General features: G+C 71.2%; 12 protein-coding genes, 1 rRNA gene, 4 pseudogenes and 1 other annotated feature. Of the genes and pseudogenes, 8 read left to right on the top strand and 9 right to left on the bottom strand.

What is annotated here, in order from left to right; translation table 11 throughout:
- Nucleotides 1-34: 34 nt before the first annotated feature.
- Nucleotides 35-1,900: an L-lactate permease gene (locus DA06_RS16500; protein WP_418605500.1), complete on the bottom strand. Its 1,866-nt coding sequence runs from the start codon at nt 1,898-1,900 to the stop codon at nt 35-37.
- 905 nt (nt 1,901-2,805) lie between these two features.
- Here DA06_RS16500 and DA06_RS16495 point away from each other — a divergent pair.
- Nucleotides 2,806-4,336: ribosomal RNA gene (locus tag DA06_RS16495) — 16S ribosomal RNA — on the top strand.
- 382 nt (nt 4,337-4,718) lie between these two features.
- Nucleotides 4,719-4,915 (top strand) — a sequence feature (23S ribosomal RNA rRNA prediction is too short).
- 1 nt (nt 4,916) lies between these two features.
- Here the strand turns inward: DA06_RS16495 and DA06_RS16490 are convergent.
- The 4 genes and pseudogenes from DA06_RS16490 to DA06_RS16475 form a co-directional block, all read right to left on the bottom strand.
- A pseudogene (locus tag DA06_RS16490) lies at nt 4,917-6,047 on the bottom strand (glycosyltransferase); the annotation flags it as partial.
- 69 nt (nt 6,048-6,116) lie between these two features.
- On the bottom strand, nt 6,117-6,899 hold the full coding sequence (locus DA06_RS16485; RefSeq protein WP_418608064.1) for an SDR family oxidoreductase: 783 nt from the start codon (nt 6,897-6,899) through the stop codon (nt 6,117-6,119).
- A complete protein-coding gene (locus DA06_RS16480; protein ID WP_418608063.1) occupies nt 6,896-7,618 on the bottom strand; it encodes an inositol-3-phosphate synthase in 723 nt (240 codons plus the stop codon). Before DA06_RS16480 ends, DA06_RS16485 begins: the two co-directional genes overlap by 4 nt.
- Nucleotides 7,619-7,679: 61 nt before the next feature.
- Nucleotides 7,680-8,111: pseudogene (locus tag DA06_RS16475) on the bottom strand (inositol-3-phosphate synthase); the annotation flags it as partial.
- A 101-nt stretch (nt 8,112-8,212) separates the two neighbouring features.
- Between DA06_RS16475 and DA06_RS16470 the strand changes: the two are divergent.
- From DA06_RS16470 to DA06_RS16450, 5 genes and pseudogenes are all read left to right on the top strand, one after another.
- Nucleotides 8,213-9,052, top strand: coding sequence for a glycerate kinase (locus DA06_RS16470; protein ID WP_418608061.1), 840 nt, complete (start codon nt 8,213-8,215; stop codon nt 9,050-9,052).
- An 83-nt stretch (nt 9,053-9,135) separates the two neighbouring features.
- Nucleotides 9,136-10,429: pseudogene (allB, locus tag DA06_RS16465) on the top strand (allantoinase AllB).
- Nucleotides 10,314-10,808 (top strand): peroxiredoxin family protein, encoded by a 495-nt coding sequence (locus tag DA06_RS16460; protein ID WP_418608060.1) that lies wholly within the window; start codon nt 10,314-10,316, stop codon nt 10,806-10,808. Before allB ends, DA06_RS16460 begins: the two are co-directional and overlap by 116 nt.
- A gap of 14 nt (nt 10,809-10,822) precedes the next feature.
- Nucleotides 10,823-12,373, top strand: a complete 1,551-nt coding sequence (aceB, locus tag DA06_RS16455; protein ID WP_052436865.1) for a malate synthase A — start codon at nt 10,823-10,825, stop codon at nt 12,371-12,373.
- A 45-nt stretch (nt 12,374-12,418) separates the two neighbouring features.
- A pseudogene (locus DA06_RS16450) lies at nt 12,419-12,740 on the top strand (enoyl-CoA hydratase-related protein); the annotation flags it as partial.
- A 96-nt stretch (nt 12,741-12,836) separates the two neighbouring features.
- On the opposite strand, the gene DA06_RS16445 reads toward DA06_RS16450, so the two are convergent.
- Complete coding sequence (locus DA06_RS16445) at nt 12,837-13,076, bottom strand: DUF3048 C-terminal domain-containing protein (RefSeq protein ID WP_418605499.1); 240 nt, start codon at nt 13,074-13,076, stop codon at nt 12,837-12,839.
- Nucleotides 13,077-13,084: 8 nt separating this feature from the next.
- Between DA06_RS16445 and DA06_RS16440 the strand changes: the two genes are divergently transcribed.
- Complete coding sequence (locus tag DA06_RS16440) at nt 13,085-13,801, top strand: sensor histidine kinase (RefSeq protein ID WP_418605498.1); 717 nt, start codon at nt 13,085-13,087, stop codon at nt 13,799-13,801.
- Nucleotides 13,802-13,887: 86 nt separating this feature from the next.
- Here DA06_RS16440 and DA06_RS16435 read toward each other — a convergent pair whose 3' ends face one another.
- Together DA06_RS16435 and DA06_RS16430 are read right to left on the bottom strand one after the other, a co-directional pair.
- Nucleotides 13,888-14,685 (bottom strand): ABC transporter permease, encoded by a 798-nt coding sequence (locus DA06_RS16435; protein WP_418605497.1) that lies wholly within the window; start codon nt 14,683-14,685, stop codon nt 13,888-13,890.
- Nucleotides 14,657-15,238: a hypothetical protein gene (locus DA06_RS16430; protein ID WP_418605496.1), complete on the bottom strand. Its 582-nt coding sequence runs from the start codon at nt 15,236-15,238 to the stop codon at nt 14,657-14,659. The genes DA06_RS16435 and DA06_RS16430 overlap by 29 nt, the downstream gene beginning before the upstream one ends.
- Nucleotides 15,239-15,329: 91 nt before the next feature.
- On the opposite strand from DA06_RS16430, the gene DA06_RS16425 reads away from it, so the two are divergent.
- The gene (locus DA06_RS16425) at nt 15,330-16,154 is read left to right on the top strand and encodes a PASTA domain-containing protein (protein ID WP_418605494.1); all 825 of its coding nucleotides are present in this window, start codon (nt 15,330-15,332) and stop codon (nt 16,152-16,154) included.
- A 50-nt stretch (nt 16,155-16,204) separates the two neighbouring features.
- Here the strand turns inward: DA06_RS16425 and DA06_RS16420 are convergent, their stop codons facing one another.
- Complete coding sequence (locus DA06_RS16420) at nt 16,205-16,843, bottom strand: molybdopterin-dependent oxidoreductase (protein WP_418605493.1); 639 nt, start codon at nt 16,841-16,843, stop codon at nt 16,205-16,207.
- Nucleotides 16,844-16,849: the final 6 nt, after the last annotated feature.

The raw sequence follows: 16,849 nt of genomic DNA, 5'->3' as shown, positions 1-16,849 counted from the left end.
CGCCGGCTCGGGTCACGCCGGCTCGCAGAGCGCGTCAGACCTTGGCGAGCTGGAGCTCCGGGTTCGGCGCGTCGGTCTTCGTCGAGATCTTCCACGCGGTGACGGCCAGCGCGGCCAGCACCGCCACGAAGACGATCAGGCCGGCGTTGAGCCCGATCCCGAAGATCCACAGGTACCCGATCGATCCCGCCGCGAGGCAGTAGTACGTCATCGGGATGATCGTCTTGCGGATGAGGTCGCCCTCCCGGCCGAGCAGGCCTACCGTGGCCGCGGCCGCGACGACGTTGTGGACCGCGACCATGTTCCCGGCGGCTCCGCCCACGGCCTGGATCGCCACCACGGTCTCCGGGCTCGAGGCACCGATGCCCTCGCCCGTGGAGAACTGGAAGAGCGCGAACATCATGTTGGAGACGGTGTTCGACCCGGCGACGAAGGCGCCGAGCGCGCCGATGAACGGCGCCAGGATCGGCCAGTTCTCACCGGTGACGTTCGCGGCGGCCTCGGCGAGGGTGATGGGCATCGACTCCAGCCCGGCCTCGTTGTAGTCGCCACCGGAGTTGATGAAGATGCGCACCAGCGGCAGCGCGCACAGCAGGGCCACGGCCGCTCCTGCGAGCTGCCCGCTCGCCACCTTCCAGGACGCCGCGATCTGCTTGCCGCTCATCCGGTGCAGCACGTAGGTGGCCAGGCAGGCGAGCAGGAAGATCGCACCCGGGGAGTAGATGAGGTCCATGTTCTGGGAGATGCCGGACCCGAAGATGTCGTTGACCTTGATGACGGCCGGCCCGGTCAGGAACGCCTTGATCGCGGGCACGTTCCTGGTCAGGAGGAGCAGTGCCGCGACGATGACGTAGGGGCTCCACGCGAGGACGATCGGCATCTTCCTCGTCAGCGTCGCCGCCTCGGCGTCGGGGTTGACCGAGCCCATCCAACGGTCGCTCCAGCGTTCCCGCGGCGGGAAGTCCCAGACGTCCTTCGGCATGAGGAAGCCCTTGGACGACGTGTACATCACCAGGACCAGGCCTAGGAACCCGCCGATCATCGAGGGGAACTCCGGGCCGAGCAGGTAGGCGACGGCGACGTAGGGGACGATCATCGCCAGTGCCGCGTACACGGTGAACGGGGCGACGGCGAGACCCGCGCGGAAGCTGCGCCTCTCGCCGAAGAACCCGGTCATCAGGCACACGAGGAAGAGCGGCACGAGGATGCCGACGATGGCGTGGATCGTCGCGACCTGAGTGGCCGTGTGGGCGACGAAGCCGTAGTGGTCGAGTCCCAGCTCGTCAGCTCTGGCCCGGACGTTGGGGACGAACGCGCCGTCGGTACCCGCCAGGCCCGTCCCGACGCCCGTGATCATCGGGGTGCCGACGGCACCGAAGCTCACCGGCGTCGACTGGATGATCAGGCCCGCCATCACGGCCGCCATGGCCGGGAAGCCGAGAGCGAGCAGCAGCGGAGCCACCACTGCTGCCGGCGTTCCGAAGCCGGCGGCACCCTCGATGAAGGAGCCGAAGAGCCAGGCGACGATGACCACCTGGACCCGCCGGTCCGCGCTGATGTTGGTGAAGCCTGCGCGGATCGACTGCAACGCACCGCTCTTCGTGATCGTCTCGAGGAGCAGCAGTGCGCCGAACACGATCCAGAGCAGCCCGATGGCGATGAGGAGGCCCTGGACGACCGAGGCGCCGATCGTCGTCCAGCTCATCTTCCAGACGGCCGACGCGACCACGACCACCACCGCGAGACCGACGGGCATGGCGTACTTGGCAGGCCATCTGAGCCAGAGCAGGAGTGTGCCGACCACCAGGATCGGTAGCAGGGCGAGTAGAGCGAGTACTGCGAGGTTGTCCATGAGCCCTCCAGGTGCCGGCGTCATCGCCGGATCGATCGGGTTCCACATTATGGAAATGCATGTCCACGCCTGAGTTCGGACAGAACCGTACCGGTATTGCGTGCACCGGTACAGAGACTGTCGGTGTTCATCCGCGCGTCAGCGTCGAGGTGCTGAAGCGCCACGGCGTCGACATGCTGTGGTGCCGGCCGACGGCCGTGGACGCACGTCGCCGTGGCCGGCTGTGCAGTGATGCCCGTGGGGGCGGTTGTGCAGCGATGCCCGCGCGAATGCCCGGCCCTGGCTGTGAAGTGGAGCCCGCGCGGATGCCCGGCTCTCGGCCGCACAGCTGCCACGACGGGGGCTTGCGGTCGGGCAGCGTACGGAAGGAGGCCGGGCGCTCCGATTTGTGTGATGGGGGGTCATGGGTGGGGGGGTTGATCGTGGGTTCGGGGGGCTGTGTAGTATTGGTGGGCCCTGCCAGGGAGGCACGGACACCGTGAGGGTGGCCGGTCCCGGGGGGGAGTCCTGGTTCTGAGTGTGGTTTCGTGCTGCGCGGGGGCCGGGTGCCTGTGTCGAATTCTTTGTCCTGGTGAATGTGTCCTGGATTACTCCGGGGGGATTTGCGGGGGGCGGGTTCGGACGGGTTAGGTTTGAGAGGTTGCCCCGGAGGGGGTCCGAGAGCGGGAATTGTTTCGGGTTCTGTCTCCGGTGTGTGTCTGTTCTTTGAGAACTCAACAGTGTGCCAAGTTTTTTGATGCCATTTGAATTCTGGGTGTCGTGGCGGCCGGCCTCGTGGTTGGTGTGTCGTGGTGCCTGGGGTTTTGTTTTGTTTTGGTTGTCGTGCCTGGTCCTGCCTGTCGGGCGGGTGCGTTGGCCTGGATTGGCCCTGGTCCTGCCGGTTGGTGGGGGTGGGGGTTCTCCGTATGGATTGTCGGCCGTGCCCTTTGGGGTGTTGGTTCGGCGTGTGTTTTTTAACGGAGAGTTTGATCCTGGCTCAGGACGAACGCTGGCGGCGTGCTTAACACATGCAAGTCGAACGATGAGGGCCCGGGCTTGCCCGGGTCTGATTAGTGGCGAACGGGTGAGTAACACGTGAGTAACCTGCCCCCCGACTTCGGGATAACCGCGAGAAATCGTGGCTAATACCGGATATGACGCCCCTGCCGCATGGTGGGGTGTGGAAAGACTGTGTCGGTCGGGGGATGGGCTCGCGGCCTATCAGCTTGTTGGTGGGGTGATGGCCTACCAAGGCGACGACGGGTAGCCGGCCTGAGAGGGTGACCGGCCACACTGGGACTGAGACACGGCCCAGACTCCTACGGGAGGCAGCAGTGGGGGAATATTGCACAATGGGCGCAAGCCTGATGCAGCGACGCCGCGTGAGGGATGACGGCCTTCGGGTTGTAAACCTCTTTCAGTAGGGAAGAAGCCTCTCGGGGTGACGGTACCTGCAGAAGAAGCGCCGGCTAACTACGTGCCAGCAGCCGCGGTAATACGTAGGGCGCAAGCGTTGTCCGGAATTATTGGGCGTAAAGAGCTCGTAGGCGGTCTGTCGCGTCTGCTGTGAAAACGCGGGGCTCAACCCCGCGCCTGCAGTGGGTACGGGCAGACTAGAGTGCGGTAGGGGAGACTGGAATTCCTGGTGTAGCGGTGGAATGCGCAGATATCAGGAGGAACACCGGTGGCGAAGGCGGGTCTCTGGGCCGTTACTGACGCTGAGGAGCGAAAGCATGGGGAGCGAACAGGATTAGATACCCTGGTAGTCCATGCCGTAAACGTTGGGCACTAGGTGTGGGACCCATTCCACGGGTTCCGTGCCGCAGCTAACGCATTAAGTGCCCCGCCTGGGGAGTACGGCCGCAAGGCTAAAACTCAAAGGAATTGACGGGGGCCCGCACAAGCGGCGGAGCATGCGGATTAATTCGATGCAACGCGAAGAACCTTACCAAGGCTTGACATACACCGGAACGTCCAGAGATGGGCGCCCCGCAAGGTCGGTGTACAGGTGGTGCATGGTTGTCGTCAGCTCGTGTCGTGAGATGTTGGGTTAGTCCCGCAACGAGCGCAACCCTTGTCCTGTGTTGCCAGCGGGTTATGCCGGGGACTCATGGGAGACTGCCGGGGTCAACTCGGAGGAAGGTGGGGATGACGTCAAATCATCATGCCCCTTATGTCTTGGGCTTCACGCATGCTACAATGGCCGGTACAAAGGGCGGCGATGCCGTAAGGTGGAGCGAATCCCAAAAAGCCGGTCTCAGTTCGGATTGGGGTCTGCAACTCGACCCCATGAAGTCGGAGTCGCTAGTAATCGCAGATCAGCAACGCTGCGGTGAATACGTTCTCGGGCCTTGTACACACCGCCCGTCACGTCACGAAAGTCGGTAACACCCGAAGCCGGTGGCCCAACCCTTGTGGGGGGAGCCGTCGAAGGTGGGACTGGCGATTGGGACGAAGTCGTAACAAGGTAGCCGTACCGGAAGGTGCGGCTGGATCACCTCCTTTCTAAGGAGCTCACTCACGCCCCCGCCGTCTTCGTACGGGTTGAGGGGGTGTGCAGGTGGCCGCGCCCGGGCCGAGGGTGTCCGGGGTGGTTCGCTCACGGGTGGAACGTCAAGAGCTTGTGCATGCTGTTGGGTCCTGAGGGAACAGGCCCCGCGGCCCCGTGACCGTCGTGCCCCTTTCGGGGGTGGGGCGGGTGGGGTGGTGGGTGGCCGGTTTGCTCTGGTGGCCGCTTCCTGGTCCGTTCCGCCGTTCCCGGTGGGTGCGGGGCGGGGAGTCGGTGCGTAGCTTGAGAACTGTACAGTGGACGCGAGCATCTTTTGATCTTTTTTTGTGGGTCAAGTTTTTTTTAAGAGCATTCGGTGGATGCCTTGGCACCAGGGAGCCGAAGAAGGACGTTGTAGCCTGCGATAAGCCTCGGGGGAGCTGGCAAACGAGCTGTGATCCGAGGGGTGTCCGAATGGGGGAAACCCGGGCCAGAGTCATGTCTGGGTTACCCGCGCCTGAATATATAGGGCGTGTGGGGGGGAACGCGGGGAAGTGGAAACATCTGCAGTACCCGCAGGAAGAGATATTCCGTGAGTGCGCTCGCCGTGAACCGGCGCGGACCGAGGCGTTCGGCGACCCCGAGGCGCACGAGCCGGTTGGCGTTGTCGGGCTGGTCGTGCGCGAACGGCACCACCAGGTGCGGCACGCCGGCCCGGAGCACCTGCGCGACGGTGCCGATGCCGCCGTGGTGCACGACGGCGGCCACGCGCGGCAGCAGCCCGGCCATCGACACCCAGTCCACGTGCAGGACGTCGTCGGGCAGAGGGTCCGGCACCTGGTCGCGGAACCGGGTGAGCAGGATCGTCCGGCGTCCACGCCGCCGGCCGGCCTCGACGGCGGCGGAGAAGAGCGGGCGGGCGTGGCGCATGGCCGAGCCGAAGGTGACCACGACGGGCGGCCGGCCGGCGGCGAGGAACGCCTCGACCGCCGTCGGAAGCTCGCTCGCTCCCGGGCCGCTCCCCTCGTCCCCGGCCGGGACGAACCCGGTCAGCCGCATGTTGACCGGCCAGTCGGGGCGCACGGGCGCGAACCAGTCGGGGAAGAGCCCGAGGTTCACCTGCGGCGACGGTGCCCAGCGGCCGAAGACCCGGTGCACCGGCGGCAGCCCGAGGCCGCACCGGAAGGCGTTGAGTGGTGGGGCGAGCACGGGGTCCGACAACCAGCGGTCCACACCCGCGAGGCGGGCGGCGTGGACCCGTCGGGGCAGCCACGAGGGGGCGCGGACGAGACCGAGCTCGGCGTTGTCGTAGGCGCTGAGGAAGGTCGCGGGCTGCAGGTGCACGCCGACCAGCGGGTGGCCGTGGCGCTCGTGGGCGACGCGCGCCCCGAACGCGAGCAGGGACGCTGCCACCACGGTCCGCGCCGGGTCCAGCCCGGCAAGGTAGTCGTACACGGGCCGCATCGCGGGAACGGCGGCCTGGTCCATGACCGTGCGGAAGGACCGGGTCGGGCTCCACAGCCGCGGGTCGGCCGTCACGCGCTCGAAGTCGGCGACCGTCCCCGTCGCCACGAGCTCCAGGCCCGCCGACTCGACGAGCCCGCGGAAGGCCGGGTTGGCCGTGACCGAGACCCGGTGCCCGCGCGACCTGAGCTCGCTCCCCACCGCCACGAACGGCAGCACGTCGCCGGCGCTCCCGAGCGTGGCGAGGACGACGTGCAGGGGCATCGTCGAACGATAGAACGCGGCCCGGCGCCACGGGAGGGGGTCGGACCGCGGGGGCCTCGGTCGCAGGCGTCAGCCGGGCCAGTCGGCGACGCGCAGCCGCCTCACCACGTCCTCGGGCTCTCCCCTGCCGAGCTGGAACCGCAGCGAGGCGGGCGTGTCCGTCCCGGCCCGGAGGTAACGACCGGAGAGCTCGTCGAGCCCGCCGCGGGCGATCGTCACGGCCAGCTCGACGACGTCGGCGACGTCCGTCCACTCGGTGCGGTTCTCGTGGCTGCGCATGGACCGTGTCATGTCCGTGACGACGACGCCCGGTGCGAGCTCGAAGGCGCGCAGCCCCCGGTCGAAACCTGCTTCGTGCAGCGCGCCGCCGATGCGGAACAGCGCCGTCTTGGAGGCGTAGTACGCGGAGGCGTCGGCGCTGTCGCGGGTCCCCGCGCCGGAGCTGAGATCGATCACCCGGCCGCCGCCGCGCGCGAGCATGCCGGGGACGACGGCGCGCGCGAGGAGGAACGGCCCGCGCACGTTGGTCTCCATCACCGACCACCACTCGTCACGGTCGGCCTCCCAGAGCGGGACCTCGGCGTCGATGCGGCCTGCGTTGTTCACGAGCAGGTCGACGGAGCCGAGCCGCTCCTCCACGTCGGCCACCGCCGCGTCGACGGCCGCCGCGTCGGTGACGTCGGTGACCGCGACGACCGCACGCCGGCCCAGCCCCTCGATCTCCCGTGCCACCTCGGCGAGCCGGTGCCCGAGCGGCCAGCGAGCGGCGGCGCCCCCGGCGAGGGTGTCCCCGGGCACCGACAGCGCGGCCGGCAGCCGGACGAGCTCCGCGAGGTCCCGGGCGGTGCTCACGACGCCGGCGCCAGGCGCGCGCACCACCGGGCGAGCGTGGCCCACTGCTCGTCCAGGGCGTGGCTGCTCGCCCCGATCGGCTCCTTGAAGAAGAACCCCAGCGGTGCCAGGGGTCCGCTCTCGCCCACCTCGTGGGCGCGGGCCATGAGCCGGGCGAGGTCGAGGACGAGCGGTGCGGCCAGGGCGGAGTCGCACCCCTGCCACGTGAACTGCATCGTCATCCGGGTCCCGAGGAACCCGTCGAAGGTGATGTTGTCCCAGGCGGTCTTCCAGTCGCCGAGGTCCTCGACGTAGTCGATGCGCACCGGACCCTCGACCGGGTACCCGACGATCGACTGGACGGTCAGCGCCTTCGTCGTCGTCTTGCTGACGGCGGCCGCGGGCTCCGCGAGCGTGCGGCCGTCCCCTCCGCCGAGAATGTTCATCGCCGACCAGGAGCGCACGTGCAGGGCGCGGCGGGCGAAGAGCGGCGCGAGGGCGGACTTCACGAGCGTCTCGCCGGTCTTGCCGTCGCGGCCGGCCCAGGGCACCTCCTGCTGCTTGGCCAGGTCCGCCAGGGCCGGGACGTTCGGGCCGGTGCTCGGGGTGAACGCGACGACCGGGCAGCCCGCCCGGAAGGCGGCGTAGGAGTAGAGCGAGCTCGGCGGCAGCGGCGCGCGCCCCGCGTCGAGCTCCTGCTCGAGCCGGTCGAGGTCGTGCAGCGCCGGGTGGTCCGGCACGGGGCGGCTCCGTGCTCGAGACGTCGACGACGACGACGCGGGCCAGGCCGTGCTCCTCCCGGAACGTCGTGAGGTCCTGCTCGATGCGGTCGGCCGCCTCGCGCTGGTTGCCGCCGGCGTGGACGCCCGGCCGGATGCGGCGGTCCGCGTCGTCGAGCTCGTCGCGGAGCGCGGCGACGAGCGCCGGGTGGAATACCCCGCCCGCGGCGAGCTCGCTCGCCCGGTCGGCGAGGCTGTGCGTCCCGACGTCGTGCCCCCCGACGACGAGGTCGTCGAGGCCGACGAGCCCTGCCTGGGCGATCTCCTCGAGCTGGGAGACGAGACCGGTGTCCGGGGCGAGTCCGCGGCGGACCGCGTGCAGGCCCAGGGTCGCGGTCGTCGCGACCGACCCGCGTCCGCCGACGAACCACACGCCGGTGCGCCGTGCGGGTTCCCCGTCGCCGTCGGCGAGGATGGTGGAAGACGTCGTCGTCCGAATGTCGTCATCGAGCATGCACGTGACGGTAGTCCACTTACGTCGAGTGTCAAACAAATGTGTCCGGACCTGAGACACACTTCTGTCGCCACCTGCGGGGTATGTGCTTCACTGGGCAGGTGCACACCGACGAGCACGCCTCCGTGACCTGCGGCTCCGCGCCGGCCGTCCCCGGTCACGGCTCGGCCGAGGCCCCCGCGCGCGTGCGGGCCCTCCTCGCCCAGGAGATTCTCGTGCGCCGCGAGTCCGACGAGGCGGGCGACTGGGGACGCCTGGTCTGGGACGAGATCGGCCGGCTCGTCGACGGCGGCAAGCACCTGCGCGCGCAGCTCCTCCTGCGCACCCACGAGGCGTTCGGCGGCGCCCGCGACGACGCCGCCGTGCGCGCGGCCGCCGGGGTGGAGATGCTCCACGGGGCGTTCCTCCTCCACGACGACCTCATCGACGGCGACACCGTGCGGCGGGGCGCCCCGAACCTGGCGGCCGTCGCCCACGAGCGTGCCCTGCTGGCCGGTGCCGACATCGCCGTCGCCGCGCTCGCGGCCGGTGCGGGTGCGGCCGGGGGAGTGGGCTACGCCTGCCTGCTCCTGGGCGCGACGCGCCGCGCCGGGATCGAGGTCGTCCTCGACCTCACCGGCTTCGACCGCCGCCTCGACGGCGTCGACCTCGTCGTGACGGGCGAGGGCAGTCTCGACGAGCAGTCGCTGGCCGGGAAGACCCCCATGGGCGTCGCCGAGGCCGCGGCGGCCCGCGCCGTCCCGACCGTCGCGGTGTGCGGACGCACGACGCTGACCGACCGGCAGGCCCGGGACGCCGGCATCGAGGCCGTGCATGCCCTCACCGACATCGAGCCGGACGTGGCGCGCTGCATCACCCACGCCGGCGAGCTCCTCGAGCGGCTCGCGGCGCAGATCGCCGCGCAGCGCCTCGCCTCCCAGCACGAGACGGTGGACTCGTGAACACCTCCGACCTGACCGCCCTGCGGCCGCGGGACGACGCCGCCGTCCGGCACGACCTGGTGGTCCGTGCCGCCCGTGCCGTCATGCCCGGCGGCGTCCGCCCCGTCGAGGTCGGCGTGCGCGACGGCGTCATCACCGCCGTCGAGCCGCTCGGCGCCGACCTCGCCGCCGGCACCGTGCTCGACCTCGCCGAGGACGAGGTGCTTCTGCCCGGTCTGGTGGACTCCCACGTGCACGTCAACCAGCCGGGCCGGACCGAGTGGGAGGGCTTCGAGTCCGCCACCCGGGCCGCCGCCGCGGGCGGGGTGACGACGATCGTCGACATGCCGCTGAACTCCGTGCCCCCCACCACCGACGTGGCGGCGCTGGAGACGAAGCGCGCCGAGGCGCGCGGCTCCGTCTACGTGGACGTGGGCTTCTGGGGCGGCGCGGTCCCAGGGAACACCGCTGACCTGCGCCCCCTGCACGACGAAGGCGTCCTCGGGTTCAAGTGCTTCCTCATCGACTCCGGCGTGCCCGAGTTCGGCCACCTCGCGCCCGACGAGCTCGAGCGGGACCTGGCCGAGCTCGCCCGGTTCGACGGCCTGATGATCATCCATGCCGAGGACCCGGCCGTCATCGGCTTGGCGCCCCACGCCCACGGCCGGCGCTACGCAGACTTCCTGGCCTCGCGCCCGCGCCAGGCGGAGGAGCGTGCGATCGCCACGGTGATCGAGGCTGCGCGCCGAACCGGGGCCCGGGTCCACGTCCTGCACCTCTCCGACGCCGCCGCCCTCCCCATGATCGCCGCCGCCCGCGCCGAGGGGGTGCGGCTGACGGTCGAGACCTGCCCGCACTACCTCACGCTGACGGCGGAAGAGGTCGCCGACGGCGCGACGGCGTTCAAGTGCTGCCCGCCCATCCGGGACCAGGCCAACCGCGACGGGCTGTGGCAGGGGCTGCTCGACGGCACGATCGACATCGTCGTGACGGACCACTCGCCGTCGACCCCCGAGCTCAAGGCCCTCGACACCGGCGACTTCGGCGAGGCGTGGGGGCGGTGTGGCCTCCGTCCAGCTGGGGCTGGCCGCCGTGTGGACGGAGGCACGCGCGCGCGGTGTCGGGCTCGAGCACGTGGTGCGGTGGATGTCCACCGGGCCCGCGGAGCTGGTGGGGCTGCGGACCAAGGGGGCGATCGCCGTCGGGAAGCAGGCGGACCTGGCGGTGCTGGCGCCCGAGGCGGAGTTCGAGGTCGACGTGGCCGCCCTGCACCACCGCAACCCTGTCACGCCCTACGCCGGGCGCCGGCTCGCGGGCGTGGTGCGCCGCACGCTCCTGCGCGGTCAGAAGATCGGCGCAGAGCCCGCGGGGACCCTGCTCCGCCGCGGCGAGGCCTGAGCGACCTTGGCCCCCACCGAACACCCGGCCCGCAGGCGCGGGCTACGCCCTCGTCGGGGTCTCGGCCGATCCCCTGCAGGATCCGCGCGCCTTCGCCGACGGCGAGCAGCTGACCTTCCCGCTCGCGTCGGACACCGACCACTCCGTGGCGGAGGCGTACGGGGCGCCGAGGACGAGGGCCGGACGCACCTACGAGGCGTGCACCGCTCGACGTTCGTGGTGGACACGGACGGTGCGGTGCGTGCCGCCTACTCACCTACGCCTGTCCACGTGCGGCCGCGTTGACCCGGCGCGACCGGCTCACCTAGTCTTCCATCAGGGAGAGATTCCATTTCGTATCGTGAAAAGGAGCGCAACGTGGCAACTCCGGACGGCCTGACGATCACCGGCGACATGGGCGAGCGGTACGAGGAGGTGCTCACCCCGACCGCGCTCGAGCTGGTCGCCACGCTGCACCGCCGGCTGGACGAGCGTCGCCTGGAGCTGCTCGAGGCGCGCCGCCGGCGGGTCGCCGACCTCGCGAACGGAGGGACGCTGGGCTTCCTGCCCGAGACGGCCCACATCCGTGAGGACGACTCGTGGCAGGTCGCCCCGCCCGCCCCGGGCCTGGTGGACCGCCGCGTGGAGATCACGGGCCCGACCGACAAGAAGATGACGATCAACGCGCTGAACTCCGGCGCGAAGGCGTGGCTCGCGGACCACGAGGACGCCAACACCCCGCAGTGGAGCTCCGTGGTGGGCGGGCAGCTCAACCTGCTCGACGCGATCAACCGCACCATCGACTTCACCGCCGAGAACGGCAAGACCTACGCGCTGAAGCCGGACGAGGAGCTGGCCACGATCATCGTGCGCCCGCGGGGCTGGCACCTGCCCGAGAAGCACATCCTCGTCGACGGCCAGGAGACCTCCGGCTCGCTGGTCGACTTCGCCCTCTACATCGCCACCGCGGGCCAGCGGCAGATCGAGAAGGGCCTCGGTCCCTACTTCTACCTGCCGAAGATGGAGTCCCACCTCGAGGCGCGGCTGTGGAACGACGCGTTCAACATCGCCCAGGACGCTCTGGGCATCCCGCGCGGCACGATCCGCGCGACGGTGCTGATCGAGACCTACCCGGCGGCCTTCGAGATGGAGGAGATCCTCTACGAGCTGCGTGAGCACTCCGCCGGCCTGAACGCCGGCCGCTGGGACTACATGTTCTCGGTCATCAAGTCCTTCCGGACGCGCGGCAAGGACTTCCTGCTGCCCGACCGCAACGCCGTGACGATGACCGTGCCGTTCATGCGCGCCTACACCGAGCTGCTCGTGCGCACCTGCCACAGGCGCGGCGCCCACGCGATCGGCGGGATGGCCGCCTTCATCCCGAGCAGGGACGAGGAGGTCAACAGGGCCGCCTTCGAGAAGGTGCGGGCGGACAAGACCCGGGAGGCGAACGACGGCTTCGACGGCTCCTGGGTGGCCCACCCGGGAATGGTCGAGCTGTGCAAGGAGGTCTTCACCTCCGTCCTCGGCGACCGGCCCAACCAGATCGACCGCAGGCGCGAGGACGTCGAGGTCACCGCCGACCAGCTCCTCGACGTCGCCTCCACCCCGGGCGACGTCACCGAGGCGGGGCTGCGCAACAACGTCTCGGTCGGCATCCAGTACCTGCGGGCCTGGCTCGGCGGACTCGGCGCCGTGGCCATCTTCAACCTCATGGAGGACGCAGCGACGGCGGAGATCTCCCGCTCGCAGGTGTGGCAGTGGCTGCACAACGACGTCACCCTCGCGGACACCGGCCACCGGGTCACCCGCGAGCTCATCGACCGGATCGTGGACGAGGAGATCTCCAAGCTGCCCGGCGACCCGGCCGACTACGACGAGGCGCGTCAGACCTTCCTCGAGGTCGCCGTCGCCGACGAGTACGCCGACTTCCTCACCCTGCCGGCGTACGAGCGCATGGCCTGAGCGCAGCGCCGGCGGGCCGGGTGAGCCGGCCCGCCGACCGCCGGCCGGGGCGGGGAGATCTTCTTCCTCGCCCGCGAGTACGACGCGGAGACCGCGGAGCGTGGGGGGTCGTCAACGAGGTCGCGACCACGACCAGCTCGAGCCCCTCGCGCTCGAGTACGCCCGCATCATCGCCACGAAGTCGCCGCAGGCGTCCGGATGCTGAAGTTCGCGTTCAAGCCTCGTCGACGACGGCATGGCCGGCCAGCAGGTCTTCGCCGGCGAGGCCACCCGCCTCGCCTACATGACGGACGAGGCGGTCGAGGGCCGGGACGCCTTCCTCGAGCGCCGCGACCCCGACTGGTCCGGCTTCCCCTACTACTACTGAGCGGTCACCCGCCCAGCTGCCCGCCCCGGGCGACCACTGACCGCGAGGCAGCCGATCCCCCGGACCGGATCAGCCCAGACGCCGAGCGTGCAACCGCTACCCGATCGAGACCGACCCGTCGGCTGCGGGAACCAGCTCGATCCAGGTCGACCCGGGAGCGAGCTCCACCGCCCGGCCGCTGCTGTCGGTGAGCACCAGGGGTTCGCGCTCGCCGGCCTTGGACCACGTGGCCTCGACGACATGCCCGCCCGTGCCCACGTGCGCGGCTCCCTTGCCCTCGAGGATCGTCTCCGGCACACGGGTGCCGCTCGCGTCGCGCGCCTCGGTGAGCACCACCTGCACACGTGACCTCGGCCCGCCTGCGGGCGCACGCCGAGACGACCGCCGCGGCCGCCGAGCGCCTGCGCATCGGCCGGGACCTGCACGACTCGGTCAGCCACGCGCTCTTCGTGCTGCGGCAGCGGGCCGAGATCATCGAGAAGGCGCTGGAGACGGAGAACGCGGCGCTGCTGCAGGCGGCGGCCGCGAGCCTCAAGGACGTCTCCCAGCAGGCGATCACCGACATGCGGGCCCTGCTGGCGGAGCTCCGGCCGGCCGCCGCGGGCACCCGTGACCTCGTCGCCGACCTGAGGAGGCTCGCGGCGGAGGTGGGCCAGCGCCACGGGCTCGAGGTCGACGTCGACGTGGATCCCCTCGCGCCGCAGCGCGCCGCCTCGCTGGACAGCCGGACCTGCGAGCACCTGGAGCGGGTGGCCGGCGAGGCTCTCCACAACGCGGCGAAGCACGCCGGGGCCGCGCGCGCCACGATCTCGCTCACCGTCGTCGCCCCCCGGTGGGGGACACGGTCCGGGACCGGTGGCTCGCTGCCCGGAACTGGCGGCTCGGAGCTGAGGCTGTCGGTGCGGGACGACGGCCGCGGCGGCGCCCCCACCACGGGCGCCGGCGGGGGGCACGGCCTGCGCACCATGCGCGAACGGATGACGCTGTGCGGAGGCAGCCTGACGGTGACGTCCGAGCCGGGCGCGGGCACCGAGGTCGTCGCGCACCTCCCGCTCGCCTAGCAGAACGGACGCGGTGCAGCCGGAAGGGGCGCCCCGCACGCGGGACGCCCCTGCCGTCGTGAGCCGGTACCTGACAGCACCAGCCGTCACGCGGTCGCGATGGCCTCCAGGACCGGCATCCTGGCGGCGCGCCGGGCGGGCCAGACCGCGGCCAGCACACCCACCACGCCGGCGATGACGATCAGGCCGGCCAGCCGCACCGCGGGCACCGCCGTCTCGGTGACGCCCTGCGTGTCCATCGTCGAGATCAGGCTGGTGCCGAACGCCGACCCGAGCGCCAGGCCCACCGTCGCGCCGAACAGCGCGATCAGCACCGCCTCGAGCCGCACCGCACGCCGCAGCTGCCGCCGCGACATGCCCACGGCCCTCAGCAGACCGATCTCGCGGGTGCGCTCCATCACCGACAGCGCCAGGGTGTTGACGATGCCCAGCACCGCGATGAGCACCGAGAGCACCAGCATCGCGTTGATCAGCATGAGGATCTGCGCCACCTGGGCCTGCTGCTCCTGCGTGAACTCGGCGGGGTCCTTGACGGTCACGACGGGGTAGTCCACCAGCACCGCCTCGGCCGCGTCGCGCACGGCCTCCGCGTCGGCGCCCTCGGCGACCTCGAGGAAGAGCCAGCGGTCGAGCGCCTCACCGCCGAGCTTCTCCACGTCCGGCAGCGGTACCACGATCGGGCCGACCGCCGGGTTCGCCTCGAACGTGCCCACGACGGTGAGCTCCAGCTCGCTTCCGTCGACGCCCACCGCCGGCACGACGTGGCCGATGTCCCAGCCGCGGTCGTCCGCGGTGACCGTGTCGACGAGCATGCCGCCCGTGGGCTCGCCGTCGACCATGTCGAGCACCATGCCCTTAGACATGGTCACCTCGTCGGCCGCCATGAACGTCGAGACCTCCCCGTCCAGCTGCGCCGAGGCCAGCCGGGACACCCCCGACGGAGGCCAGCCCGTCGATCTGCCGCATCTCCTCGGCGATGGCCGGCGAGAACGGCTGCCCCACCGAGGTCGAGACGATGAAGTCGGCCTGCAGCGTCTCGTCCACCGTCGTGCCGATCGACTCGTCGGCGGACGCACCGATGATGCTGAACGCCGAGACCAGGGTCGCGCCGACCATGAGCGCCGAGGCGGTGGCCGCGGAGCGGCGCGGGTTGCGCAGCGCGTTGTCCCGCGCGAGCCGCCCCGCCGGTCCGGAGATCCGCGGCAGCACCGCGCCGACCGCCCGCACGAACGGGCCGGCCAGCACCGGGCCGAGCAGGATCGCGGCCACCAGCAGGGCCAGGGACCCGGCCCCGACCAGGGTCGCGGACGCCGTGCCGTCCTGCGTGGTCCCGGCGATCACACCGGCCACGCCGGCGAGCGCGAGGACCGAGCCGCCGACCGCCCGGCGCCGCAGCGAGCGCTCCGGCATCGCCTGGTCGTCCCGCAGCGCCGCCACGGGCGGGACCTTCGCGGCGGCGCCGTGCGTGGCCCCGCGCGCTCGCGGTCCTGCTGACGCTCCTGCTCGTTGCGGGCGCCGGTGCGCTGTGGTGGTTCCAGGTCGGTCCGGGCGCCACCGTCGCCACGCCGGAGGTCGTCGCCTCGAGGAGGACGCCGCCGTCGCCGGGGTCCGCGACGCCGGCCTCGAGCCCGTGGTCAGCCGGACGCACCACGACGACGTCGTCGCCGGCACCGTCATCTCCACCGACCCTGGACCCGGCGTCGACGTCCACAAGAACGGCCGCGTCCGCATCTCGGTCTCTCTCGGGGTGCTCATGCTCACCGTGCCCGAGGTGGCCGGCACCGAGGTCGCCGAGGCTACCGAGGCGCTCGCGGCGGAGGGCCTCACGCTCGGCGAGACCAGCGAGGAGTACCACGGCACCGTCCCAGAAGGTGCCGTGATCTCCTCCTCCCCGGCCGCGGGCGAGTCGGTGCCTCACGACACCGCCGTCGATCTCGTCGTCTCGGCCGGCCGGGAACCGGTCGACCTGCCGGACGTGACCGGGCGCCAGCGTGGGGACGCCGTGGCAGCCCTCGAGGGAGCCGGCCTGACGGTCGGCGACGTCGCCGAGGCCCACGACGACACCGTGCCCGAGGGCGCCGTCATCTCCCAAGATCCCGCCGCCGGCTCCGCCCAGCTCTTCTACCGCGGGGACACGGTGAACCTGACCGTCTCCCTCGGCCCCGAGCTGTTCGAGGTGCCCGACGTCGTCGGCCGGCAGGTCGACGAGGCGTCCGCCGCGCTGGAGGCCGCGGGCTTCCGCGTCGACGTCGAGGAGGTGCTCGGAGGGTTCTTCGGCACCGTGCGCGCCCAGGACCCCGGTGCCGGTCTGATGCTGCCGCGCGGGAGCCTGGTCACGCTGACCGTCGTCTGACCCGCTCCTGCACGGCCCGCGCCGGTCCGGGTGACCCTGGCGGCCGCACCTCACTCCTGGTAGGAGTACCGCTCCTCACGCCATGCGTCTCCACGCAGGTGGTAGCCGCGTTCCTCCCAGAAGCCCCGCTCGACCTCGGTGAGGTAGTTCCACCCCCGGAGCCACTTCGGGCCCTTCCACGAGTACAGGTGGGGCAGGATGAGGCGCAGCGGCCCCCCGTGCTCGTCGCTGAGAGGCTCGCCCGCGCGGTGGGTCGCCAGGACCGCGCGCGGGGAGACGAGGTCCTCCAGGCGCACGGTGGCCGCGTAGCCGTACTCGGCGAACACCAGCACGTGCTCGACGTCCGTGCGCGGCGGCGCCGCCTCGACGACGTCACGGGCGGCCACGCCGGACCACCGCTCGTCGACGGAGGACCAGCCGGTCGCGCAGTGCAGGTCCGCGACCAGCTCGAGCGGCGTGAGCGCCAGCACCTGCCCGAACGTGAGCTCGTGCTCGGCGCCGTCGGCCGTCGCCCCGCCCACCGTGAGCCGCCAGCGCTCCGGGCGGCGTCGCGGGACCGGGCCGTAGTGCATCACCGGTGCCGCGGCGACCGGACGCTGGCCGGGCGGCAGGAACCGGTCCGCGGGCAGGCGCGGTACCGGCGCCATGCCCGCGCCCATGGCGTGCCCGTGCCCGCCGTCGTGCTCCACCGGTCC

The organism is Georgenia sp. SUBG003, assembly GCF_000715355.2.
Lineage (GTDB): Bacteria > Actinomycetota > Actinomycetes > Actinomycetales > Actinomycetaceae > Georgenia.
Note: the sequence above shows the minus strand (reverse complement) of the source record. Positions and strands in the feature narration are given on the sequence as shown.

Coding starts and splice junctions, on each gene's coding strand:
- DA06_RS16500 (WP_418605500.1), bottom strand. CDS start 1,900: ATGTGGAACCCGATCGATCCGGCGATGACGCCGGCACCTGGAGGGCTC.
- aceB (WP_052436865.1), top strand. CDS start 10,823: ATGGGCGAGCGGTACGAGGAGGTGCTCACCCCGACCGCGCTCGAGCTG.
- DA06_RS16435 (WP_418605497.1), bottom strand. CDS start 14,685: ATGGCGGCCGACGAGGTGACCATGTCTAAGGGCATGGTGCTCGACATG.